This is a genomic window from Streptomyces sp. NPDC020996 (assembly GCF_040641355.1).
GTDB lineage: Bacteria > Actinomycetota > Actinomycetes > Streptomycetales > Streptomycetaceae > Streptomyces.
The window spans coordinates 35,465-57,644 of record NZ_JBFADM010000045.1; the positions used below are offsets into that span (position 1 = coordinate 35,465).

General features: G+C 73.2%; 21 protein-coding genes. 11 read left to right on the top strand and 10 right to left on the bottom strand.

The genetic code is table 11. The features are described 5' to 3' along the window. Nucleotides 1-5: 5 nt before the first annotated feature. Complete coding sequence (locus AB0G63_RS26940; protein WP_360755048.1) at nt 6-539, bottom strand: TerD family protein; 534 nt, start codon at nt 537-539, stop codon at nt 6-8. A gap of 82 nt (nt 540-621) precedes the next feature. Beyond that, the gene (locus tag AB0G63_RS26945; RefSeq protein ID WP_360755105.1) at nt 622-1,614 is read right to left on the bottom strand and encodes a PP2C family protein-serine/threonine phosphatase; all 993 of its coding nucleotides are present in this window, start codon (nt 1,612-1,614) and stop codon (nt 622-624) included. A gap of 369 nt (nt 1,615-1,983) precedes the next feature. Between AB0G63_RS26945 and AB0G63_RS26950 the strand changes: the two genes are divergently transcribed. The 3 genes from AB0G63_RS26950 to AB0G63_RS26960 all read left to right on the top strand — a co-directional run bounded on the left by AB0G63_RS26950 (nt 1,984) and on the right by AB0G63_RS26960 (nt 4,974). Continuing rightward, a complete protein-coding gene (locus tag AB0G63_RS26950) occupies nt 1,984-3,537 on the top strand; it encodes a DUF2252 domain-containing protein (protein ID WP_360755050.1) in 1,554 nt (517 codons plus the stop codon). Nucleotides 3,538-3,660: 123 nt separating this feature from the next. Then, the gene (locus tag AB0G63_RS26955) at nt 3,661-4,482 is read left to right on the top strand and encodes a hypothetical protein (protein ID WP_360755107.1); all 822 of its coding nucleotides are present in this window, start codon (nt 3,661-3,663) and stop codon (nt 4,480-4,482) included. Between the two features lie 162 nt (nt 4,483-4,644). After that, nucleotides 4,645-4,974, top strand: a complete 330-nt coding sequence (locus AB0G63_RS26960) for a rhodanese-like domain-containing protein (RefSeq protein ID WP_360755110.1) — start codon at nt 4,645-4,647, stop codon at nt 4,972-4,974. Nucleotides 4,975-5,020: 46 nt separating this feature from the next. On the opposite strand, the gene AB0G63_RS26965 is transcribed toward AB0G63_RS26960, so the two are convergent. From AB0G63_RS26965 to paaA, 6 genes are all read right to left on the bottom strand, one after another. Then, complete coding sequence (locus tag AB0G63_RS26965; protein WP_360755053.1) at nt 5,021-6,154, bottom strand: acyl-CoA dehydrogenase family protein; 1,134 nt, start codon at nt 6,152-6,154, stop codon at nt 5,021-5,023. 104 nt (nt 6,155-6,258) lie between these two features. Continuing rightward, nucleotides 6,259-7,314, bottom strand: coding sequence for a 2Fe-2S iron-sulfur cluster-binding protein (locus AB0G63_RS26970; RefSeq protein ID WP_360755056.1), 1,056 nt, complete (start codon nt 7,312-7,314; stop codon nt 6,259-6,261). Beyond that, entirely contained in the window at nt 7,314-7,841 is a 528-nt protein-coding gene (paaD, locus tag AB0G63_RS26975) for a 1,2-phenylacetyl-CoA epoxidase subunit PaaD (protein WP_360755059.1), read from the bottom strand. Before paaD ends, AB0G63_RS26970 begins: the two co-directional genes overlap by 1 nt. After that, on the bottom strand, nt 7,835-8,572 hold the full coding sequence (paaC, locus tag AB0G63_RS26980; protein WP_360755113.1) for a 1,2-phenylacetyl-CoA epoxidase subunit PaaC: 738 nt from the start codon (nt 8,570-8,572) through the stop codon (nt 7,835-7,837). The genes paaD and paaC overlap by 7 nt, the downstream gene beginning before the upstream one ends. Before the next feature lie 68 nt (nt 8,573-8,640). After that, nucleotides 8,641-8,928 carry a 1,2-phenylacetyl-CoA epoxidase subunit PaaB gene (paaB, locus tag AB0G63_RS26985; protein WP_324790035.1) on the bottom strand — a complete coding sequence of 96 codons (288 nt, stop codon included), beginning with the start codon at nt 8,926-8,928 and terminating at the stop codon, nt 8,641-8,643. Then, nucleotides 8,925-9,920, bottom strand: a complete 996-nt coding sequence (paaA, locus tag AB0G63_RS26990; RefSeq protein ID WP_360755063.1) for a 1,2-phenylacetyl-CoA epoxidase subunit PaaA — start codon at nt 9,918-9,920, stop codon at nt 8,925-8,927. Before paaA ends, paaB begins: the two co-directional genes overlap by 4 nt. Nucleotides 9,921-10,268: 348 nt before the next feature. Here paaA and AB0G63_RS26995 point away from each other — a divergent pair, with 348 nt between their 5' ends. The 3 genes from AB0G63_RS26995 (at nt 10,269) to AB0G63_RS27005 (ending at nt 13,626) form a co-directional block, all read left to right on the top strand. Next, entirely contained in the window at nt 10,269-11,315 is a 1,047-nt protein-coding gene (locus tag AB0G63_RS26995) for a DUF5819 family protein (protein WP_360755066.1), read from the top strand. Next, nucleotides 11,312-12,607 (top strand): HTTM domain-containing protein, encoded by a 1,296-nt coding sequence (locus AB0G63_RS27000; RefSeq protein WP_360755067.1) that lies wholly within the window; start codon nt 11,312-11,314, stop codon nt 12,605-12,607. The genes AB0G63_RS26995 and AB0G63_RS27000 overlap by 4 nt, the downstream gene beginning before the upstream one ends. A gap of 254 nt (nt 12,608-12,861) precedes the next feature. Then, complete coding sequence (locus AB0G63_RS27005; RefSeq protein ID WP_360755069.1) at nt 12,862-13,626, top strand: TrmH family RNA methyltransferase; 765 nt, start codon at nt 12,862-12,864, stop codon at nt 13,624-13,626. Between the two features lie 215 nt (nt 13,627-13,841). Here AB0G63_RS27005 and paaN read toward each other — a convergent pair whose 3' ends face one another. Continuing rightward, entirely contained in the window at nt 13,842-15,533 is a 1,692-nt protein-coding gene (gene paaN, locus AB0G63_RS27010; protein WP_360755071.1) for a phenylacetic acid degradation protein PaaN, read from the bottom strand. Between the two features lie 160 nt (nt 15,534-15,693). Here paaN and AB0G63_RS27015 point away from each other — a divergent pair, with 160 nt between their 5' ends. Then, on the top strand, nt 15,694-17,211 hold the full coding sequence (locus AB0G63_RS27015; protein WP_360755073.1) for a 3-hydroxyacyl-CoA dehydrogenase: 1,518 nt from the start codon (nt 15,694-15,696) through the stop codon (nt 17,209-17,211). After that, nucleotides 17,208-17,798, top strand: coding sequence for a TetR/AcrR family transcriptional regulator (locus tag AB0G63_RS27020; protein ID WP_360755075.1), 591 nt, complete (start codon nt 17,208-17,210; stop codon nt 17,796-17,798). The genes AB0G63_RS27015 and AB0G63_RS27020 overlap by 4 nt, the downstream gene beginning before the upstream one ends. Before the next feature lies 1 nt (nt 17,799). On the opposite strand, the gene AB0G63_RS27025 is transcribed toward AB0G63_RS27020, so the two are convergent. Continuing rightward, a complete protein-coding gene (locus AB0G63_RS27025) occupies nt 17,800-18,318 on the bottom strand; it encodes an Lrp/AsnC family transcriptional regulator (protein WP_360755116.1) in 519 nt (172 codons plus the stop codon). A 187-nt stretch (nt 18,319-18,505) separates the two neighbouring features. On the opposite strand from AB0G63_RS27025, the gene pdhA reads away from it, so the two are divergent. The 3 genes from pdhA to AB0G63_RS27040 are packed head-to-tail and all read left to right on the top strand — an operon-like array spanning nt 18,506 to nt 22,151. After that, entirely contained in the window at nt 18,506-19,642 is a 1,137-nt protein-coding gene (gene pdhA / locus AB0G63_RS27030) for a pyruvate dehydrogenase (acetyl-transferring) E1 component subunit alpha (RefSeq protein WP_360755077.1), read from the top strand. Further along, entirely contained in the window at nt 19,639-20,643 is a 1,005-nt protein-coding gene (locus AB0G63_RS27035) for an alpha-ketoacid dehydrogenase subunit beta (protein ID WP_360755078.1), read from the top strand. Before pdhA ends, AB0G63_RS27035 begins: the two co-directional genes overlap by 4 nt. Beyond that, nucleotides 20,643-22,151: a dihydrolipoamide acetyltransferase family protein gene (locus AB0G63_RS27040; RefSeq protein ID WP_360755082.1), complete on the top strand. Its 1,509-nt coding sequence runs from the start codon at nt 20,643-20,645 to the stop codon at nt 22,149-22,151. The genes AB0G63_RS27035 and AB0G63_RS27040 overlap by 1 nt, the downstream gene beginning before the upstream one ends. Nucleotides 22,152-22,180 lie beyond the last annotated feature (29 nt).

The window sequence follows — 22,180 nt, forward strand, 5'->3', positions numbered from 1 at the left end:
TTCGGTCAGGGCTGTGGAGCGGCGCCCATCTCCTGGGCGAAGGTCACCGCATCGCTGTCGAACCCCCGGATCATGTCGTGGAACTCCCACGTCCCCGAGTCGTCTCTGCGGAACTCGGCGACGGTGCCGGCGGTGGATCCGGCGATCTGCCCGAAGTCGTCCTTCAGCAGCTCCGTGTACCCCTCCACGACCAGGACTCCGGTGTCCGAGATGTCGCCGAAGGTCTTGGGACCGCTGTCCTGGTGGATCACGACCCCCACGACGACCCGTGCGAAGGAGGGTGCGAGCCGGTCGAGTTCGAGCGTCATCGCCTCGACGTAGCCGAAGCCCTGGCCGGTCTGGCTGTGCCGGCTCATGTTGATGGTGCCGTCCGGTGAGCGGCTGTCGTAGTGCACCACGTACACCGGCCGCCCGTAGGGGGCGTCCGCCGAGTAGGTGGTGGCGACGATGTCGAGGTGATGAGGCGGCTGACCCAGGGGACTCGGGTCCCACTTGAGCCGCACCTCGACCTTCTTCACTCCCTTGCTGCCACTGCTCACCGGAAACCGCCCCTCTTGCCGTCATGGGCCGTCACGGGACGCCCCCCGTAGGTCAAGTATGGCTGTGGGCATTGCTTTTGATTCACCGGTAGCGCAACAGCAGCATGGCGGCGTCGTCCTGGATCGGGCCGTCGATGTGCCGGAGCACGTCCTGGCGGAGGGCCTCCAGGGCCTTCTCGGGATCCTGCTCCTCGAGCAATCGGGCGCGTTCGGCGAGCGGGTAGAAACGGCCGCCGCGGTCGCGGGCCTCGATGATGCCGTCGGTGTACAGCAGCAGTTGATCGCCCGGGCGGAAGGCCGCTCGGTACGGCTTCGGTCCCGCGGTGCCGTGTGCGCCCAGGCCGAGCGGCAGTGCGTAGGAGTCCGGTTCGGGCAGCTCGACCCTGCCGCCGTCGCGGACCAGCATCGGGGCGGGATGGCCGAAGTTCAGGAAGGTCACCTGCTGGGCGTTCACCTCGGCGAGGATGGCGGTGACGAACCGCTCGCCGTCCAGTTGCCGGTCGACGGAGCGGGCCAGTCTGCTGCCGACGTCCACCAGATCCGCCTCGTCGAGAGCCGCCTCGCGGAACGCTCCGAGGACCAGCGCCGCCGTCTCCACCGCCTCCAGCCCCTTGCCCTGGACGTCCCCGACGATCACCCGCACGCCCTGCGGCGCGGCGACGACCTCGTACAGATCTCCGCCGATACGGGCCTCGGCCACGGCGGACGTGTAGGAGACGGCCGCCCGCAGCGGGCCGGCGTGCTTCGGCACGGGTTTGAGCAGGACCCGCTGCGCGGCCTCGGCGATCGACCGTACGCTTTCGAGCTCCGCCTCCTGCTTGCGGCGCAAGGACACAGCCACCAGTCCGGCGACGGTGACCCCGAGGACCGATGCGAGGGCCACGGCTCCGCGCGGCACGGTGGTCAGATCGTCGTACCAGGCCAGGGCGAGGCAGAGCAGCAGGGACAGTCCGCCGACGCAGGCGGTGCGCTTCCAGCCGCCCACGAGCGGAGCGAGGGCGGGCCCGACCGCGACCAGTGGCAGGAAACCCAGTGAAGGGCCGGCCACGACGTCCGCCACGGCGACCGCGCCCATGACCGCGAAGGGCAGCACGGACAGCACCCTGGACTGGCGGCTCTGTGCGGACACGTCCTGGAAAGCCTCCCCTCACGCCCGATCCGGCACGACGCATCATCGCAGACGTACCCGCTGCTGCCCGTGAATAGGCGACAAGGCGGTTGATAGCCGCAAATAGCCGCGAAACGGGCCAGGGTCGGCGTGCGGTCCGCCGCACGGCCCGGTCGGCGGGGTTCTCCACAGCGGGTCCGTTGTCCACAGCGGCTGGGTTGTCCACAGCGGCTGGGTTGTCCACAGGGTCTGACGCGTCCGGGCCGTCGGCTGTACGGTCTGCACGAGTTGATGTTCGTACGGGCGCGGGTGCGCATTTCGGGGGAGGCGGTCGACATGACCGGTAGCGGTGCTGGTGCTGTGGAGACTGCGGGGACGGCCACGGAGTCGGCGGCCGCGGAATCGGCGGCCATTGAGCCGGCGGTGGCGGCGGCGGTGGCGATGGCGTCGGCAGGGGCGGCGGCGGGAGCGGTCGGAGCGGTCGGAGCGGGTGCGCAGGCGGTGGCGCGGCGGCTGCCGCCGGTGCCCGGGTTCGCCCGGTGGCCCGTCGGAGGGTCGCCGAAGGACGAGGGCAAGGAGCTGCGCCGACGTGTCCCGCGCAGCGCCCACGCCACCCTCGACGTGGACGTCTCCCGGCCCGACGCGGTCGCGGCGGTGGAGGAGTCCAACCGTGACCGGCTCCCCGAGCTGACCCCGATACGGGTGGGCCGGATGGTGGCGACGCCCTTCGCCTTCCTGCGCGGTTCGGCCGGTCTCATGGCTCACGACCTGGCCCGCACGCCCATGACCGGGATCCGCGCGCAGATCTGCGGCGACGCGCACGCGGCGAACTTCGGCCTGTACGGCGACGCGCGCGGCGGCCTGGTCATCGACCTCAACGACTTCGACGAGACGGTGGACGGCCCCTGGGAGTGGGACCTCAAGCGGCTCGCCGCCTCGCTCGTGCTCGCCGGCCGGGAGGCCGGCGCGGACGAGGACACCTGCCGTCAGGCGGCGCACGACGCGGTCGGCGCCTACCGGCGCACCATGCGGCTGCTGGCCAAGCTCTCCGTCCTGGACGCGTGGAACGCCATCGCGGACGAGGAACTCGTCTCCCACGCCGACGCCCACGACCTGCTCGGCACGCTGGAGCGGGTCTCGGAGAAGGCACGGGCCAACACCAGCGGGCGGTTCGCGGCGAAGTCGACCGAGCCGACCGCGGACGGCGGCCGCCGCTTCGTCGACGCGCCGCCGGTGCTGCGCCGCGTGCCGGACGCGGAAGCCGCGACGGTGGCGTCGTCCCTGGAGCACTACCTGACCACGCTCTCCGAGGACCGCCTCCCGCTGCTGGCCCGGCACACGGTCCACGACGTGGCGTTCCGTGTCGTCGGCACGGGCAGCGTCGGCACCCGGTCGTACGTCGTGCTGCTCCTGGACCACCGCGGCGCGCCGCTCGTCCTTCAGGTGAAGGAGGCCCGCCCCTCCGCGCTGGTGCCGCACCTGGCGGCCGCCGGCTTCGACGTGCCGCCCGTCGAACACGAGGGGCGCCGGGTCGTCCTCGGGCAGAAGCGCATGCAGGTCGTCAGCGACATCCTGCTGGGCTGGACGTCGGTGGACGGCCGCCCCTTCCAGGTGCGGCAGTTCCGCAACCGCAAGGGCAGCGTCGACCCGGCCGCGCTGGCCGCCGACCAGGTGGACGACTACGGCCGCATGACCGGCGCCCTGCTGGCCCGCGCCCACTCCCACAGCGCCGACCCGCGCCTGATCGCCGGGTACTGCGGCAAGAACGAGGAACTGGACGACGCCGTCGCCGCGTTCGCCGTCGCCTACGCCGACCGCACGGAGGCCGACCACGCCGACCTGCTCGCCGCGGTGCGCAACGGGCGGGTGGCGGCCGAGACGGGGGTGTGAGGCGGGGGTGTGAGGGGACTGTGAGGCGGCGGCAGTGGGCCGCGCGGGGCGTCTGCCCGCGTGGCCTAGGCTGGTCGGGTGACGAGCTCGGAAGCTGATGGTGGTGGCGCCGGTGAGGCCGAGGTGACCGGTGAGGCCGGTGAGGTCCGGGTGACCGGTGAGAGCGGTGCGGCGCGGCCCGAGGAACGGCTGGAGCGTGCCGTACGGGCCGCCGAGCAGGCGTTGATCGAGTACGAGATCGCGGTGGAGACCTTCCGCATCGAGGTCGAGAACTTCTCCCGGCTGCACCACCAGAAGCTGGGCCCGATGTACGCCCGTCTCGACGAACTGGACGCCCAGATCCTCGAGGCCAAGGCCGCCCGCACCGGTGACCCCGAGGACCGGCGCAAGGCGGACGAGGCGCGTGCCCGGGTGATGCCGATGCCCGGCGTCGAGGAGCTGTTCCACGGCTGGATGGACGGGGAGGGGCTGTTCCCGGAGGCCGCGGCGATGCTCACCGACCAGCCGGTGCGGCCGCCGCAGCGGGTGCGGCCCAGCGACGAGGCCCGCAAGCTCTACCGCGAACTGGCCCGCAAGGCGCACCCGGACCTGGCGCAGGAGGACGGCGAGCGGCAGCGCCGCGAGGAGTTCATCACCCGCGTCAACGCCGCCTACGCCCTCGGCGACGAGGCCCTGCTGCGGGAACTGGCCGAGGAGTGGGCCAAGGGCCCGGCACCGGCCGAGCGCGGCCCGAGCCACAGCGAGGAGCTCTACGCCCGCCTGGAGTGGCTCGCCCAGCGCAAGGAACTGCTCACCCTGATCGCCCGCGATCTGGAGGAGGGCGCGATCGGCTCGATGCTCCGGCTGGCCCCGGACGACCCGGACCGCCTGCTGGACGAGATCGCCGAGCAGCTCCTGGGCGAGGTCGCCGAGCGGGAGCGCGAGCTGGCGGCGCTGCTGGGGTAGCGGCCCTGCTGAGGTGGCGGCCCTGCTGGGGTGGCGGCCCTTCCCGGGTAGCGGCGCTGCTGGGTCGGAGGCGGGGTCGGGAGCCACGGTTCCCCGGCGGGTGACTGCGGTCGCGGGCGGTCGGCGGTCGGGTAGCGTCAGAGCATGCATTTCGGAGCTGGTGTGCCCACGATCGAGGTCGGCGACCTCAAGGACGACGACTTCCTGCTGGACGTCCGCGAGGACGACGAGTGGAAGGCGGGACACGCGCAAGGGGCGCTGCACATTCCCATCAGCGAGTTCGTGGCCCGTTACGGCGAACTGACCGAGGCCGCGCCGCAGGACGGCCGCGTCCACGTGATCTGCCGCTCCGGCGGTCGTTCGGCCCAGGTCGCGATGTATCTGGTCCAGCAGGGCGTCGACGCCGTGAACGTCGAGGGCGGCATGCAGGTGTGGGCGGCCGCGGGCCGGCCCGTCGTGACCGACGAGGGCGGGCCGGGCTTCGTCCTGTAAGCAGGAGGACGGAGCCGGGCTTCGCCCGACAGGACGGCGGCGACGGTCAGCCGAGCGGGTGGGCTGCCAGCAGGTCTCCCAGGGCCTCCTCGTGCGCGGGCGCCGGGCCGAGCGACAGTTCCAGGTGCTTGGCCCAGGCGTGGTATCGGTGCAGCGGGTAGTCGACGTCGGCCCCGAACCCGCCGTGCAGGTGCTGCGCGGTCTGCACGATCCGCCGTACGCCGTCCGACGCCCAGATCTTGGCGACGGCGACGTCGCCGGAGGTGGGCAGCGCGCCGGGCGCCCCCGAGGCGATCCGCCAGGCCGCCTGCCACAGCGTGGCCTCCATCGCGCGCAGGTCGATGAAACGGTCGGCGGCCTGCACCGCCACGGCCTGGAAGGTCGCGATCGGGTGCCCGAACTGCTCCCGCCCGCCGGTGTATTCGGCGGTCATCGCGAGGACCCGCTCGCCCAGACCGAGGGCCAGCGCGCAGGTACCGGTCGCCAGCAGCTCGCGCAGCCATTCCCACGCGCCGTCGGCGTCGACGACGTCATGGGCCGCGATCCGCGCGGAGTCCAGCCGCAGTTCGCCGAGCCGCTCGCCGGTGGTGGAGACCTGCTCGCCGATCGTGATGCCCGCGTGGGCGCGGGGCAGCACGGCGAGGAGGGTCCGGTCGTCGGGCGTACGTGCGGGCACGACGATGTGGTCGGCGGTGTGGGCCCACGGCACCGCGGTCTGTGTCCCGTCCAGGATCCAGGCGTCGCCGTCCCGCCGTGCGGTGACGGCGAGTTCGGCCGGGTCGTGGCCGGTGCGGCCGTTCGCGGCGACGGTCAGCACGACCTCGCCGCGGGCCGCCCGGGCGAGCAGGCCGGACCTCAACTCCTGGCCCCCGTAGGCCTGGACGGCGGCCGCGGCCGCGCTGCTCTCCAGCAACGGGACACGCGCCAGCACCTTCGCCGCCTCCCGCAGCACCAGGCACAGCGCGATGGCGTCCAGGCCGGCGCCGCCGTACTCCTCGTCGAGCAGCAGGCTCAGCAGGTCGGCCTCGGCGAGCCTGGCCCACAGCGGGCGGTCGAAGTCGTCGGCGACGGCGCCCGTGACGAGTGAGGGGCTGGGCACCGCGTCGGACGCGACGCCGGCGAACACTCCGCGTGCCGCCTCGGCCGCCGCCTGCTGCTCCTCGGTGAAGGTGAAGTCCACGGTCCTGTCCTTCCGGCCGGATCCGCTCAGCCGAAGCTGATCTGACGGGCCGTCAAGATAGAACAGGTTCTAGGAGAAGGGAACGGTGACGCCCCCGGTCGGTCTCACCGGTCGAAGTCCAGTTCCACCTTCTCCGTCACCGGATGCGACTGGCAGGCCAGCACGTATCCCGCCTCGGTCTCCTCCGTCTCCAGCGCGAAGTTGCGGTCCATGCGGACCTCGCCCGAGACCAGGAAGGCCCGGCAGGTGCCGCACACACCGCCCTTGCAGGCGTAGGGCGCGTCGGGCCGGTTGCGCAGCACGGTCTCCAGCAGCGACTCGCCGTCCTCGACGGGCCAGGTCCCGCCGCGGCCGTCGAGCCGGGCGGTCACCGTGCTGTGCGCGGGGGCGGGCACGGGCCTCGCGGGGGCGACGGGGTCCACGTGGAAGATCTCCTCGTGGATCCGGGCCCGGGGGACGCCGAGGTCCCGCAGCGCCCGTTCGGCGCCCTGCACCAGTCCGAACGGCCCGCACAGGAACCACCCGGCGACCTCCGGCACCGGCAGCAGCGCCGGCAGCAGGGAGGTCAGCCGCTCCCGGTCGAGCCGCCCGGACGGCAGCCCGGCCTGCTGCTCCTCCCGGGACAGCACCGTCACCAGCTGCAACCGCTCGGGGTACCGGTCCTTCAGGTCGGCGACCTCGTCCAGGAACATCGTGGAGGCCGTCGTACGGTCGCTGCGTATCAGGCAGAACCGGGCCGCCGGCTCGCGCTCGAGCAGCGTCGAGACGATCGACAGCACCGGGGTGATGCCGCTGCCGCCGACGATCGCCGCGTACCGGCCGGGAGCGGGCCGGAGGGTGAAGCGTCCCGCCGGTGTCATCACCTCCACCTCGTCGCCTACGCCGATCTCCTTCAGGGCGTAGGTCGAGAACGCGCCGCCCTCCACCAGGCGCACCCCGACCCGCAGTTCCCGCGGACCCTCGGAGTCCGGTGCGGGGGAGCAGATCGAGTACGTGCGCCGTATATCCCGGCCGTCGACGGTGCGCCGCAGGGCGAGGTGCTGGCCGGGGGCGTGCCGGTAGTCCTGCCTCAGCTCGGGGGGCACGGCGAGGGTCAGGGCCACGGAGTCGTCGGTGAGCCGGTCGACCGCCGCCACCCGGAGCGCGTGGAAGCGGGCCATCACAACTCCTTGAAGTGGTCGAACGGTTCACGGCAGGCGAGGCAGCGCCGCAGCGCCTTGCACGCGGTGGAGGAGAACCGGCTCAGCAGCTCGGTGTCGGCGCTGCCGCAGTGCGGACAGCGGACTGGTTCCTCGCCCGCGTCGCGGGTCCGGACCGGGCCGAGGGAGACGGCCACCGGGCCGGACTCCCGCCGCACGCGGGGCGGGGCGATGCCGAACTCCCGCAGTTTGCGTCGCCCTTCGGTACTGATGTCGTCCGTCGACCAGGCGGGAAGCAGCACCTTGCGGACGGTCACCTCGCGCACGCCGTGCGCGTGCAGCGCCCGTTCTATGTCCAGGCACATCGCCTCGACGGCCGGGCAGCCGGTGTACGTGGGGGTCAGCTCGACGTCGACCGAGTCCGCGTCGCGCACGTGCACCGCGCGCACCACGCCCAGCTCCCCGAGGGTGAGCACGGGCAGCTCGGGGTCGGGCACCGACCCGGCGATCTCCAGCAGCTCCGCCTCCAGCGGGGTGGCCGTCACCATGACGCCCCCGGGTGGCTGCGGTGCAGGTGCTGCATCTCGGCGAGCATCCGGCCGAAGGGCTCGGTGTGCAGGCCCTGGCGACCCGCCCCGGCCGTCCACGCCCCGGACCTCGGTCCCTCGGGCACCGCCAGGGTCGCCCGGCGCAGCACGTCCCCGACGGACTCCAGCCACGCCGACTCCATGCCCGCCCGGTCGACGTCCAGCCCGTCCACCGGCTGGAACATCTCGCCGGTGAACCTCCACAGGGCCGTGCACGCCCGCCGCATCCGCTCGTGGCTGACCTCGGTGCCGTCGCCGAGCCGCAGCGTCCACTGCTCGGCGTGGTCGCGGTGGTAGGCGACCTCCTTGACGGCCTTCGCGGCCAGGCCGGCGAAGGGACCGTCCCCGCCGGCCAGTTCGGCGTACAGCAGGTGCTGGTAGGTGGAGAAGTACAGCTGACGGGCGATGGTGTGGGCGAAGTCGCCGTTCGGCTGCTCGACGAGCTGGAGGTTGGTGAAGGCGCGCTCCTCGCGCAGGTAGGCCAGTTCGTCCTCGTCGCCGGCCATCGACAGCAGCACGCGGGCCTGGCCGAGCAGGTCGAGGGCGATGTTGGCGAGGGCGACCTCCTCCTCCAGGACGGGGGCGTGGCCCGCCCACTCGCCCAGGCGGTGGGAGAGCACCAGCGCGTCGTCGCCGAGGGCGAGCGCGGCCGTCGCGGGGACCGGGGCCGGTGTGGAGGCCGGAGCCTGCACCGGCGCGGGGGCCGGCGCGGGGGCCGGGGTCTGCCCGGGCGCGGGGGCCGGGGTCGTCTGCGGAGCCGTCACAGGTGCTTCACCCCCTCCGGGATGTCGTAGAACGTCGGGTGCCGGTACGGCTTGTCGGCGGCCGGTTCGAAGAACGGGTCCTTCTCGTCGGGGGAGGACGCCGTGATCGCGGACGAGGGGACGACCCAGATCGAGACGCCCTCGCCGCGGCGGGTGTACAGGTCGCGGGCGTTGCGCAGGGCGAACTCCGCATCGGGGGCGTGCAGGCTGCCGGCGTGGGTGTGCGCGAGGCCGCGGCGCGAGCGCACGAAGACCTCCCACAGGGGCCAGTCGGTGTTCGTCATGCTCGCTCCGCTCCGTCGCCGCCGGTGTGCTTGGCCGCGTACGCCGCGGCCGCCTCCCTGACCCAGGCGCCCTCCTCATGGGCCCGCCTGCGCTGGGTCATCCGCTGTTCGTTGCACGGGCCGTTGCCCTTGAGGACCTCCCGGAACTCCGCCCAGTCGATCGGGCCGAAGTCGTGGTGTCCCCGCTCCTCGTTCCACTTCAGGTCCGGGTCGGGGAGCGTGAGGCCGAGGGACTCGGCCTGGGGCACGCAGATGTCGACGAAGCGCTGGCGCAGCTCGTCGTTCGAGTGCCGCTTGATCTTCCACGCCATCGACTGCGCCGAGTGCGCCGACTCGTCGTCGGGCGGACCGAACATCATCAACGACGGCCACCACCAGCGGTTCACCGCGTCCTGGGCCATCGCGTGCTGCGCCGGGGTGCCGCGGCTGAGGGCGAGCAGCAGCTCGTAGCCCTGGCGCTGATGGAATGACTCCTCCTTGCAGACGCGGACCATCGCGCGGGCGTACGGGCCGTAGGAGCAGCGGCACAGCGGCACCTGGTTGGTGATCGCGGCGCCGTCCACCAGCCAGCCGATCGCGCCCACGTCCGCCCAGGTCAGCGTGGGGTAGTTGAAGATCGAGGAGTACTTCTGGCGGCCGGAGTGGAGCTTGTCGAGCAGCTCCTCGCGGCTGGTGCCCAGCGTCTCCGCCGCGCTGTAGAGGTACAGCCCGTGTCCCGCCTCGTCCTGGACCTTGGCCATCAGGATGGCCTTGCGGCGCAGCGAGGGCGCGCGGGTGATCCAGTTGGCCTCCGGCTGCATGCCGATGATCTCGGAGTGGGCGTGCTGGGCGATCTGGCGGACGAGCGTCGTGCGATAGGCGTCGGGCATCCAGTCGCGCGGCTCGATGCGCTCGTCGGCAGCCACGGCCGCGTCGAAGGCGCGCTCGTACGCATCGGTGCCGGCGGTCTTCTCCTCGGTGCCGTACGTCTGGTGCGCGGCTGCTGTCGCCATTTGAGGTCCCCCTCGACCTGGGCTCTGCCGGAACTGACTCCCGACCGATCGTTCGGTCCGTGCGATTCCATGGTGGGTCGGCCGCCGTGAGGTGTCAACCACTGTGGAAAACGTGCGGCGCCCCCGGTGGATCCTGTGGACAACCGCGCCGCTCCGCCCCGAGGCCGTCGGGCGGGACGCCGGTGGGCGGGTGTGGCCATGGCCACGTCGAGATCTCCCGACAAGGCTGTGCCGGGTGCCCGGGCCTGAGTACCGTTCCGTGCGAGTGCCGCGGAGCCGGTGCCGCAGGCGGCGGAACGCCGTGCGGCCGGAGGCCGGACGGCGACGGCAATCGGAAGACGGGGCGCAATGGACGCGTACGACGCAGGCTCCCAGGCCCGGCACGGGCCCGACGAGCCAGACGGGCCCGACGGGCCCGACGAGCCCGATGGGCTGGACGGGTCCGCCGGGCCTGGCGTGTCCGGCGGGTCGGGCGGGCTCGATGGGTCGGGCGGGCTCGATGGGTCGCTCGGTGCCTCGGAGTCCGATGAGCCCGGGCCCGCCGTTGCCTCCGAGCCCGGTGGGCCTGCTGCCTCTAAGGTCGGTGCGCCCGGCGATGCCTCGGAGTCAGGTGGGGCGGAGCAGGACGGGCCCAGTGCTGCGTCGGAGCCCGACCAGCCCGACCTGCCCGACCTGCCCGATCAGCCCGACCGGGCCGCCGAGCCGCAGGACTCCGCGTCGAGCGCCCTGGCCGGCCCCGCCGCTCCCCGCACCGGCGTCGCCGCTCTCGGGCTGCGCTATCAGATAGCCGCGGCCGTGGCCCTCGCGGTCGTCGCCGTCGCCGTCTGCGTGCATCTCGGCATGGTCTTCCTGCACGTCGCACCCTCGAACACGCTCACCAAGCAGCACGGGAAGGCGATCGACGACTGGGTCTACCCGGAGTTCGAGCAGAACTGGAAGCTCTTCGCGCCGAACCCGCTGCAGCAGAACATCGCCGTGCAGGTCCGCGCGGACGTCAGCACGGGCGACGGGAGCGTGCGGACCACCGGCTGGTACGACCTGTCCGCGCGGGACGGCCGCGCGATCGACGGCAACCCGCTGCCCAGCCACACCCAGCAGAACGAACTGCGCAGGGCCTGGGACTTCTTCGTCGCCACCCATGACAGCCAGAACCGCCCGACCGGCCTGCGCGGGGCCCTGTCCGAGAGGTATCTGCGGCGCATCGTGGCGCTGCGCCTGGACCGGGAGGATGCGGCGGGCCAGGGCGGCGTCGTCCAGCGTGTCCAGGTCCGTTCCCGTACCGCGGACGTCCCGCCGCCGAAGTGGAGCGGGGAGCAGGTGGCCGTCCGGCCCGTGTACCGCGTGCTGCCGTGGTGGTCCCTCTCGTCCGTCGACACCGGGGGAGGCACCGGGTGAACCGCTTCGCGCTGTCGGTGTCCGCAGGCATCGCCCGCGTCACCGAGTCCGCGCTCGGCCCGTACCAGAGCGCCGTGATCCGCATCGGCTTCAGCACGACCTGGCTGCTGTTCCTGCTGCGCGAGCTCCCGCACCGCCGCGAGCTGTACGGTCCCGACGGGCCGTGGAGCTGGGCCCTGGCCCAGCAGCTGATCTCGGTCAACCACGCCTTCACGGCGCTGATGTGGTCCGACAGCTCCGTCTGGTTCGAGATCGTCTACGCCGTCGCCGTGCTGTCGAGCGTCCTGCTGCTGCTCGGCTGGCGCACGCGCGCCATGTCCGTGCTGTTCATGGTCGGAGTGCTGTCGTTGCAGAACCGCAGCGTCTTCATGGGCGACGGCGGGGACAACGTCCTGCACCTGATGTCGGTCTACCTCGTCTTCACGCGCTGCGGCCGGGTGTGGTCGCTGGACGCCCGCCGGGCACGGCTCGCAGGCGAGGCACGCGCGCGCGGCGAGCGGGTCGCCGATCCGGCGGGCCCCGTCCTGTGGGGCGTGCTCGGGTTCGTGCTGGTCGCGGTGACCGCCGGCGGCCGGTTCCACGGCGTCGATCCGACGGTGCCGGTGATCCTGTGGACCATGTGGCCGGCGTCGGCCCTGTACTGGGTCGTCGCGCGCCGTGCGAGGAGCGACCAGCCGCGGATCCTGCTGGACGTCGTCGGCAACATCGTGCACAACGGCGCCCTGCTCGTGATCATGGCCGAGGCCTGTCTGATCTACGCCACGGCGGGCTGGTACAAGATCCAGGGATCGCGCTGGCAGGACGGCACCGCGGTCTACTACCCGCTCCACCTCGACTACTTCTCGCCCTGGCCCGCTCTCGCCGACGCGCTGTCGGCCGGCGGCACGATGGTGATGCTGGTGACGTACGGGACGGTCGTCGCGCAGGTCGCCTTCCCCTTCACCCTGTTCAACCGGCGGGTCAAGAACGTCCTGCTGGTGGGCATGATGACCGAGCACGCGGTGATCGCCGTGGTGCTGGGGCTGCCGTTCTTCTCGCTGGCGATGATCGCGGCGGACTCCGTCTTCCTGCCGACCTCGTTCCTGCGCAGGCTGGGCGGATGGGCGGCACGCGCGCGTGGACGCGTGCTCCGGCGGGACGTCCGTACGGCGCCGCCCGCGCCGGGGGCCGTGGACGGCTCCGGGCGCCCGCAGGCGGGGCCGACGGCGCCGGCGGACGGGGAAGCGGCCAAGGGCATCCCCCGGCCACGCGCACACGGGGTGGACGACGACGTGACCGCGCACCGGCCCTGACCCGTCGGCCCGCGTCGGTTCCCCCGCCGTACGGCACGTCGGCCCGCGTCGGTTCCCCCGCCGTACGGCACGTCGGCCCGCGTCGGTTCCCCCGCCGTACGGCACGTAGGCCCGCGTCGGTTCCCCCGCCGTACGGCACGTCGGCCCGCGTCGGTCCCCCCGCCGTACCGCACGTAGGCCCGCGTCGGTTCCCGCGCCGTGCCACCACATGGGCCCGCGTCGGTCCCGCCGCGCCCGCACGTAGGCTTCATGCCATGACCGATCCGGCCGCCCCCGACCCCGTGCGCACCTGGCACCGGCTCGCCGACGCCTGCGTCCTGCTCGACGGCTTCCACGCCCTCAAGCACGCTGTGCGCTTCGGGGCCGAGGTGCCGGTGGCGGTCGCCGTCGACCGGCGGGCGGTGCTGGCGCTGGCCGACGAACTGGCTCCCGACGTGCGGTCCACGCTGGCCGCGCTGGTGGCGGAGGTGCCCGAGGCGGCGTACCGCGGCCTCGTGCCCCGGCCGCATCCGACCGGGGTCGCCGCTCTGGCGGTACGTCCGTCCCGCGAGGCCAACCTGGCGAGGCTGACGCACACGCCGCGCACCGCCCCGGTCGTCGTCCTGGACAATCCGCGCAACCTCGGCAACGCGGGCGCCGTGATCCGGCTGGCGGCCGGCTTCGGGGCGACCGGTGTCGTCACCACCGGCACGCTCGACCCCTGGCACCCCACGGTGGTGCGCGGCGGGGCCGGGCTGCACTTCGCCACCGCCGTGGAGCGGCTGACCGTCGGCGAACTGCCCGGCGGACCGGTGTTCGCGCTGGACCCGGAGGGCGAGGACGTCCGGGGCGTGAAGCTCCCGGACGACGGCGTCCTCGCCTTCGGATCGGAGCGAAGCGGGCTGTCGCAGGAGCTGCGCGCCCGTGCCGATCACCTGCTCGCGCTGCCGATGCGCCCGCAGGTCTCCAGCTACAACCTCGCCACCAGCGTGGCCATGACGCTGTACCACTGGAGCGCGGGCGCCGGCCAGCCGGCATGACCCGCCGGCCGGCATGACCCGCCGGCCGGCTGTCCCACGCCTCCCGGCGTGACCCGCCGGGTCGGCCTGTCCTCCGGCTCCCGGCGTGACCCGCCGCGCCGGGCTGCCCTCCGGCTCCCGGCATGACCCGCCGGCCGGCTGTCCTCTACCTTCCGGCGTGACCCGCCGGCCCGGCTGTCCTCCGTCCCCGGCGTGACCCGCCCCGCCGGGCTCTCCTACGCCTCCCGGCGCACCTCCACCACCCGGAAGCGGTTGGCGACGAACGCCCCGTCGGTGAGCGCCGCGTTCGCCGCCGGGTTGCCGCCCGAGCCGTGGAAGTCGGAGAAGGCGGCCGTCTGGTTGACGTACACCCCGCCGGTGAGGTTGAGGGACAGCTGGGCCGCCTCCTCCAGGCACACCTCCTGGATCGCCTGTTCGGCCTCGGCGTCGGTCGTGTAGGCGCCGACCGTCATCGCGCCCTTCTCGCGGATCGTGCGCCGCAGCAGCTCCACCGCGTCGGCCGTGGAGTCGACCGCGACGGCGAAGGAGACCGGGCCGAAGCACTCGCTCATGCAGACGGCCTGGGCGTCCGGCTTGGCGCCGTCCAGGGTGACGATCACGGGCGTCCGCACGACCGCGCCCGGGAACTCCGGGTTGCTCACCTCCCGTGAGGCCAGGGCGACCTCGCCCAGGCCCGCGGCCGCCTCCAGGCGCGCCTTCACGTCGGGGTTGACGATGGCGCCGAGCAGGGCGTTCGCGCGCGCGTCGTCGCCGAGCAGGCCGTCGACCGAGCGGGCCAGGTCGGCGACCACCTCGTCGAAGGTCTTCGGGCCCTCGTCGGTGCGGATGCCGTCGCGCGGGATCAGCAGGTTCTGCGGGGTGGTGCACATCTGGCCGCTGTACAGGGAGAGCGAGAAGGCCAGGTTGGAGAGCATCCCCTTGTAGTCGCCGGTGGAGTCCACGACGACCGTGTTGACGCCGGCCTTCTCGGTGTAGACCTGCGCCTGGCGGGCGTTGGCCTCCAGCCAGTCGCCGAACTGGGTGGAACCCGTGTAGTCGATAATCTTGATCTCCGGCCGGGTGGCGAGCGTCTTGGCGATGCCCTCACCGGGCCGTTCCGCGGCCAGCGCCACCAGATTCGGGTCGAAGCCGGTCTCGGCGAGGACCTGGCGGGCGACCTGCACGGTGAGCGCGAGCGGCAGCACCGCGCGCGGGTGGGGCTTGACCACGACCGCGTTGCCGGTGGCCAGGGAGGCGAACAGGCCCGGGTAGCCGTTCCACGTGGGGAAGGTGTTGCAGCCGATGACCAGGGCGGTGCCCCGGGGCACCGGGACGAACTGCTTGGTCAGCGCGAGCGGGTCGCGCTTGCCCTGGGGCTTGGTCCACTCCGCCGTGTCCGGGGTGCGGACCTGCTCCACGTAGGCGTACGCCACCGCCTCCAGGCCGCGGTCCTGGGCGTGCGGGCCGCCCGCCTGGAAGGCCATCATGAAGGCCTGGCCGGAGGTGTGCATGACCGCGTGCGCGAACTCGTGCGTCCGGTCGCTGATCCGCTTGAGGATCTCCATGCAGACCACCGCGCGCATCTCCGCGCCCGCGTCCCGCCAGGCCCGCTGACCGGCCCGCATCGCGGGCAGCAGCACGTCGAGGTCCGCGTGCGGGTACTCGACCCCCAGCTCGATGCCGTACGGCGAGACCTCGCCGCCGACCCAGTCGTCCGTGCCGGGCTGGCCGAGGTCGAGACGGGTGCCGAGCAGCGCGTCGAAGGCGGCCTTGCCCGCCGCCATGTCCAGGCTGCCGTTCTCGCCGTAGGCCTTGGGGTGCTCGGGGTGCGGGGACCAGTACGCGCGCGTGCGGATCGCGTCCAGCGCCCGGTCGAGGGTGGGCCGGTGCTTGGCGATCAGCTCGTGCGCGGTCAGTTCGGCGGCCATGCGGGACCAACTCCTCGTCTTGTGAACTCTCCGTTGAGCTCATGACCTGGGCAGAAACATGGGCGGGACGGTGCCGTGAGAGTTAGAGTAACCGAACGATCGGTCGGGACAAGGGGGCCTGCCGCATCTGTGGAAAACCCCGTGCGGGAGGATCGCGCACATGACAGCACTCGACCTCAGCAGCCCCGTGGCCGTCGTCGGCACCGGCACCATGGGCCAGGGCATCGCCCAGGTCGCGCTGGTCGCCGGACACCCCGTGCGGTTGTACGACGCCGTACCGGGGCGGGCCCGGGAAGCGGCCGAGACGATCGGCGCCCGCCTCGACCGGCTCGTCGAGAAGGACCGGCTCACCGGCGCCGACCGCGACGCGGCCCGCGCCCGGCTCAGTCCCGTCGAGAGCCTCGCCGGACTCGCCGACTGCGCCCTCGTCGTGGAGGCCGTGCTGGAGCGGCTCGACGTCAAGCAGGAGCTGCTGCGGGAGCTGGAGGGCATCGTCGGCGAGGACTGCCTGCTCGCCACCAACACCTCCTCCCTGTCGGTGACGGCCATCGCCGGCGCCCTGCGGAACCCCGGCCGCTTCGTCGGCCTGCACTTCTTCAACCCGGCCCCGCTGCTGCCGCTGGTCGAGGTGGTCTCCGGGTTCGCCACCGACGTCACCTCGGCCACGCGCGCGTACGAGACGGCGCGCGCCTGGGGCAAGACGCCGGTGGCCTGCGCCGACACCCCGGGTTTCATCGTCAACCGCATCGCCCGGCCCTTCTACGCCGAGGCGTTCGCGGTGTACGAGGACCAGGGCGCCGACCCGGCCACCATCGACGCGGTCCTGCGCGAGTGCGGCGGCTTCCGGATGGGCGCCTTCGAGCTGACCGACCTGATCGGCCAGGACGTCAACGAGTCCGTCACGCACTCCGTGTGGCAGTCCTTCTTCCAGGACGTGCGCTTCGCGCCCTCCCTCGCCCAGCGCCGCCTGGTCGAGTCCGGCCGGCTCGGCCGCAAGAGCGGCCGCGGCTGGTACGACTACGCCGACGGCGCAGACCGTCCCGAGCCGCACACCGCGGAGAAGCACCGGCCGCCCGCCTACGTCGTAGCCGAGGGCGGCCTGGGGCCGGCCGGGGAACTGCTGGCGCTGATCCGGGAGGCGGGCATCCAGGTCCGCGAGGAGGACGACGACCACGGCACCCGCCTGGTGCTGCCGAGCGGCGGCCAGCTGGCGCTCGCCGACGGGCAGACGTCCGTGGAGTTCCGTGACGTCGTCTACTTCGACCTCGCCCTCGACTACCGCCGGGCCACCCGCATCGCCGTGTCCGCCTCCCAGGACACCGCCCCGCGGACCCTCTCCGAGGCCATCGGCCTGTTCCAGGCGCTCGGCAAGGACGTCAGCGTCATCGGCGACGTCCCCGGCATGATCGTCGCCCGCACGGTCGCCCGGATCGTCGACCTCGCGCACGACGCCGTCGCCAAGGGCGTGGCCACCGAGGAGGACATCGACACCGCGATGCGCCTGGGGGTCAACTACCCGCTCGGCCCCTTCGAGTGGAGCCGCAAGCTCGGCCGGATGTGGGCCTTCTCCCTCCTGGACGACCTGCACGACCGTGACCCACGCGGCCGCTATGCGCCCTCGCTCGCGCTGTACCGGCACGCCTTCGCCACCGACAAGCGGGAGGGCGGCACCTCATGACCACCGCCAAGCGCGACACGTACACCCCCGAGACACTGCTGTCCGTCGCCGTCCAGGTCTTCAACGAACGCGGCTACGACGGCACCTCCATGGAGCACCTGTCCCGCGCGGCGGGCATCTCCAAGTCGTCGATCTACCACCACGTCACCGGCAAGGAGGAACTGCTGCGCCGGGCCGTGCGCCGGGCGCTGGACGGCCTGTTCGCCATCCTCGACGAGGAGCACGCGTGCGAGGGGCGCGCCGCCGACCGCCTGGAGTACGTCGTACGGCGCATGGTCGAGGTGCTCATCGCCGAGCTGCCGTACGTGACGCTGCTGCTGCGCGTGCGGGGCAACACCGAGACCGAGCGGTGGGCCCTGATGCGGCGCCGCGAGTTCGACCGCCGGGTCGCCGAGCTGCTGAAGGCGGCGGCCGCCGACGGTGACGTACGGGGCGACGTCGAGGTGCGGCTCGCCACCCGGCTGGTCTTCGGGATGATCAACTCGATCGTCGAGTGGTACCGGCCGGACGGCCGGGGCATGAACGAGCGGGACGTGGCCGACGCGGTCGTGCGACTGGTCTTCGGCGGGCTGCGCCGGGCCGGCTGAGTCAGCCCTGCGGCTCGAGGTCCTCCTCCTCGAACACCAGCAGCGTGCGCGTGCTGAGCACCTCCGGCATGGCCTGCAGCCGGGTGAGCACCAGCTCGCGCAGCGCCTTGTTGTCGGAGGTGTGCACCAGCAGCAGCACGTCGAAATCGCCTCCGACCAGGGCGATGTGCGAGGCCCCCGGCAGTTGCCTGAGCTGTTCGCGCACCGTGCGCCAGGAGTTCTGGACGATCTTCAGGGTGATGTAGGCCGACGTGCCCTGACCTGCGCGTTCGTGGTTGACCCGGGCGCCGAAGCCGCGGATGACGCCGTCCTCGAGGAGGCGGTTGATGCGGGCGTAGGCGTTGGCGCGCGAGACGTGGACCCGTTCGGCGACCGACCGTATCGAGGCGCGGCCGTCTGCCTGGAGTATCTGCAGGATGTCCAGATCGATGGCGTCCAGGGGTCTCGCGGGCGGCGGGGCGCCTCCCTCGGCGGGCCGCGCGGGCGGCAGAGCGTCGTCGGCCTCCGGTGCGTCGGCCATTTGTTCAGGTGTCATGTCCCCCCGCCTTCCCGTCATGGACGTCCTGCGTTCATTGCAGGTTGTGGAGAACCGTTTGTCCACAGCCTGGAGGGCCCTGTAGCCAAACTGTGCCGACGACCGAACAATCGGTAGGTGAGGCGCGTCACACAGGTGCCGTGCCGCAAACCGCCCACGAGGAGGTTCCGTCATGACGGTCATGGAGCAGCGGGGTGCCTACCGGCCGTCCCCGCCGCCCGCCTGGCAGCCCCGCACGGACCCCGCGCCGCTGCTGCCCGACGCGGAGCCGTACCGCGTCCTCGGCACGAAGGCAGCCGCCGAGGCCGACCCGGCCCTGCTGCGCCGCCTGTACGCCGAGCTGGTGCGCGGCCGCAGGTACAACGCGCAGGCCACCGCCCTCACCAAGCAGGGCCGCCTCGCCGTCTACCCCTCCACCACCGGCCAGGAGGCATGCGAGGTCGCCGCCGCGCTGGCCCTCCAGGACCGCGACTGGCTCTTCCCCAGTTACCGGGACACGCTCGCCGCCGTCGTCCGCGGCGTGGACCCGGTCGAGGCACTGACCCTCCTGCGCGGCGACTGGCACACCGGATACGACCCGCGCGAGCACCGCGTGGCCCCCCTGTCCACCCCGCTCGCCACCCAGCTCCCGCACGCCGTCGGCCTCGCGCACGCCGCCCGCCTCAAGGGCGACGACGTGGTCGCGCTCGCCATGGTCGGCGACGGCGGCACCAGCGAGGGCGACTTCCACGAGGCGCTGAACTTCGCCGCCGTCTGGCAGGCGCCGGTCGTCTTCCTGGTCCAGAACAACGGCTTCGCCATCTCCGTGCCGCTCGCCAAGCAGACCGCGGCCCCGTCGCTGGCCCACAAGGCCGTCGGCTACGGCATGCCCGGCCGGCTGGTCGACGGCAACGACGTCCTCGCCGTGCACCAGGTGCTCGGCGAGGCGGTACGCCGCGCGCGTGCGGGCGGCGGCCCCACGCTCATCGAGGCGATCACCTACCGCGTCGACGCCCACACCAACGCCGACGACGCCACCCGCTACCGCAGCGACGCCGAGGTCGACACCTGGCGCGAGCACGACCCGATCGCCCTGCTGGAACACGAACTGACCGGGCGCGGCCTGCTCGACGAGGACGGCGTCCGGGCCGCCAAGCAGGACGCGGAGGCCATGGCGGCCGCCCTGCGCGAGCGCATGAACCAGGACCCGGTGCTCGACCCCATGGATCTGTTCGCCCACGTGTACGCGGAGCCCACCCCGCAACTGCGCGAACAGCGCGCGCAGCTCCAGGCGGAACTCGAGGCGGAGCAGGAGGGAACCCACCGATGACCACCGTCGCCCTCAAGCCGGCCACCATGGCGCAGGCCCTCACGCGCGCGCTGCGCGACGCCATGGCCGCCGACCCGAGCGTGCACGTGATGGGCGAGGACGTCGGCACCCTCGGCGGCGTCTTCCGGGTCACCGACGGGCTGGCCAAGGAGTTCGGCGAGCACCGCTGCACGGACACCCCGCTCGCCGAGGCGGGCATCCTCGGCACGGCCGTCGGCATGGCGATGTACGGGCTGCGCCCGGTCGTGGAGATGCAGTTCGACGCGTTCGCCTACCCGTCGTTCGAGCAGCTGGTCTCGCACGTGGCCCGCATGCGCAACCGCACCCGCGGCACGATGCCGCTGCCGATCACGATCCGCATCCCCTACGGCGGCGGCATCGGCGGCGTCGAGCACCACAGCGACTCCTCCGAGGCGTACTACATGGCGACTCCGGGGCTCCATGTCCTCACGCCCGCCACCGTCGCCGACGCCTACGGAATGCTGCGCGCCGCGATCGCCTCCGACGATCCGGTGGTCTTCCTCGAACCCAAGCGCCTGTACTGGTCGAAGGACTCCTGGAACCCCGAGGAGCCGGCAGCCGTCGAACCGATCGGCCGCGCGGTGGTGCGGCGCTCCGGCCGGAGCGCCACGCTCATCACGTACGGGCCGTCGGTGCCCGTCTGCCTCGAAGCCGCCGAGGCGGGCCGGGCCGAGGGCTGGGACCTGGAAGTCGTCGACCTGCGCTCCCTGGTGCCGTTCGACGACGAGACGGTCTCCGCCTCGGTACGGCGGACCGGGCGAGCGGTCGTCGTGCACGAGTCGGGCGGGTTCGGCGGACCGGGCGGGGAGATCGCGGCCCGTGTCACGGAGCGCTGCTTCCACCATCTGGAGGCGCCGGTGCTGCGCGTGGCCGGGTTCGACATCCCCTACCCGCCGCCGATGCTGGAGCGTCACCACCTGCCCGGCGTGGACCGGATCCTGGACGCCGTGGGGCGTCTGCAGTGGGAGGCCGAGGGCTGATGGCACAGGTGCTGGAGTTCAAGCTCCCCGACCTCGGGGAGGGGCTCACCGAGGCGCAGATCGTGCGCTGGCTGGTCCAGGTCGGCGACGTCGTCGCCATCGACCAGCCGGTCGTCGAGGTCGAGACCGCCAAGGCGATGGTCGAGGTGCCCTGCCCCTACGGCGGCGTGGTCACCGCCCGCTTCGGTGAGGAGGGCACGGAGCTTCCCGTCGGGGCTCCCCTGCTGACCGTCGCGGTGGGCGCGCCGGCCGCCGGCTCCCCGGCCGGGGGCGAGCAGCACGGCGAGGGCTCGGGCAACGTACTGGTCGGTTACGGCACCTCGCAGGCGCCCGCCCGCCGGCGCCGGGTCCGGCCGCAGGCGCCCGCCGCCTCCCACGCGTCCGTGGCGCCCGCACGGCAGCCCGTGCCCGGCCCCGCGCCCGACGGGACCGCCGACCGGACCGCGCCCTCGGCCGGGCACGGCGCGGCCCCGGCAGGCACGGGCGGCCTCGGCACGGCCCCGCCCCCCGGCGCCGGCCGGCCGGCCACCGGCAACGACAACGGCGGCCGCGACGGCGCCGACGGCTCCCCCGCCGACGGCCCGGTGCCGGTGATCTCGCCGCTCGTGCGCCGTCTCGCCCGGGAGAACGGCCTGGACCTGCGGGAGCTGACCGGGTCCGGGCCGGACGGGCTGATCCTGCGCGCGGACGTCGAGTACGCCCTGCGCGCCGCCGCCGCTGCCGCGCACAGCCCCACGCCCTCGGCCCCGGCGCCGGCCCTCAGCCCGGAGGCCCTCACCTCCGCACCGGCCCTCACCCCGGCGCCGGCCGCCGCCCCCACCGGGACGCGCATCCCCCTCAAGGGCGTCCGCGGTGCCGTCGCCGACAAGCTCTCCCGCAGCCGGCGCGAGATCCCGGACGCCACCTGCTGGGTGGACGCCGACGCGACGGAGCTGATGCGGGCGCGCAGCGCGATGAACGCCGCCGGCGGACCGAAGATCTCCCTGATCGCCCTGCTGGCCCGCATCTGCACCGCCGCCCTCGCCCGCTACCCCGAGCTCAACTCCACCGTGGACATGGAGGCCAGGGAGATCGTCCGGCTCGACCAGGTGCACCTGGGCTTCGCCGCGCAGACCGAGCGGGGCCTGGTCGTACCGGTGGTGCGGGACGCGCACGAGCGGGACGCCGAGTCGCTGAGCGCGGAGTTCGCGCGCCTCACCGAGGCGGCCCGGGCCGGCACCCTCACGCCCGCCGAACTCACCGGCGGCACCTTCACACTGAACAACTACGGAGTGTTCGGCGTCGACGGCTCCACCCCGATCGTCAACCACCCCGAAGCCGCCATGCTGGGCGTCGGCCGCATCGTCCCCAAGCCGTGGGTGCACGAGGGCGAGCTGGCGGTGCGCCAGGTCGTGCAGCTCTCGCTCACCTTCGACCACCGCGTCTGCGACGGCGGCACCGCGGGCGGTTTCCTGCGGTACGTGGCCGACTGCGTCGAACATCCGGCGGTCCTGCTGCGCACCCTGTGACCGCGGGACCCCCCGCGCGTTCCCCGTGA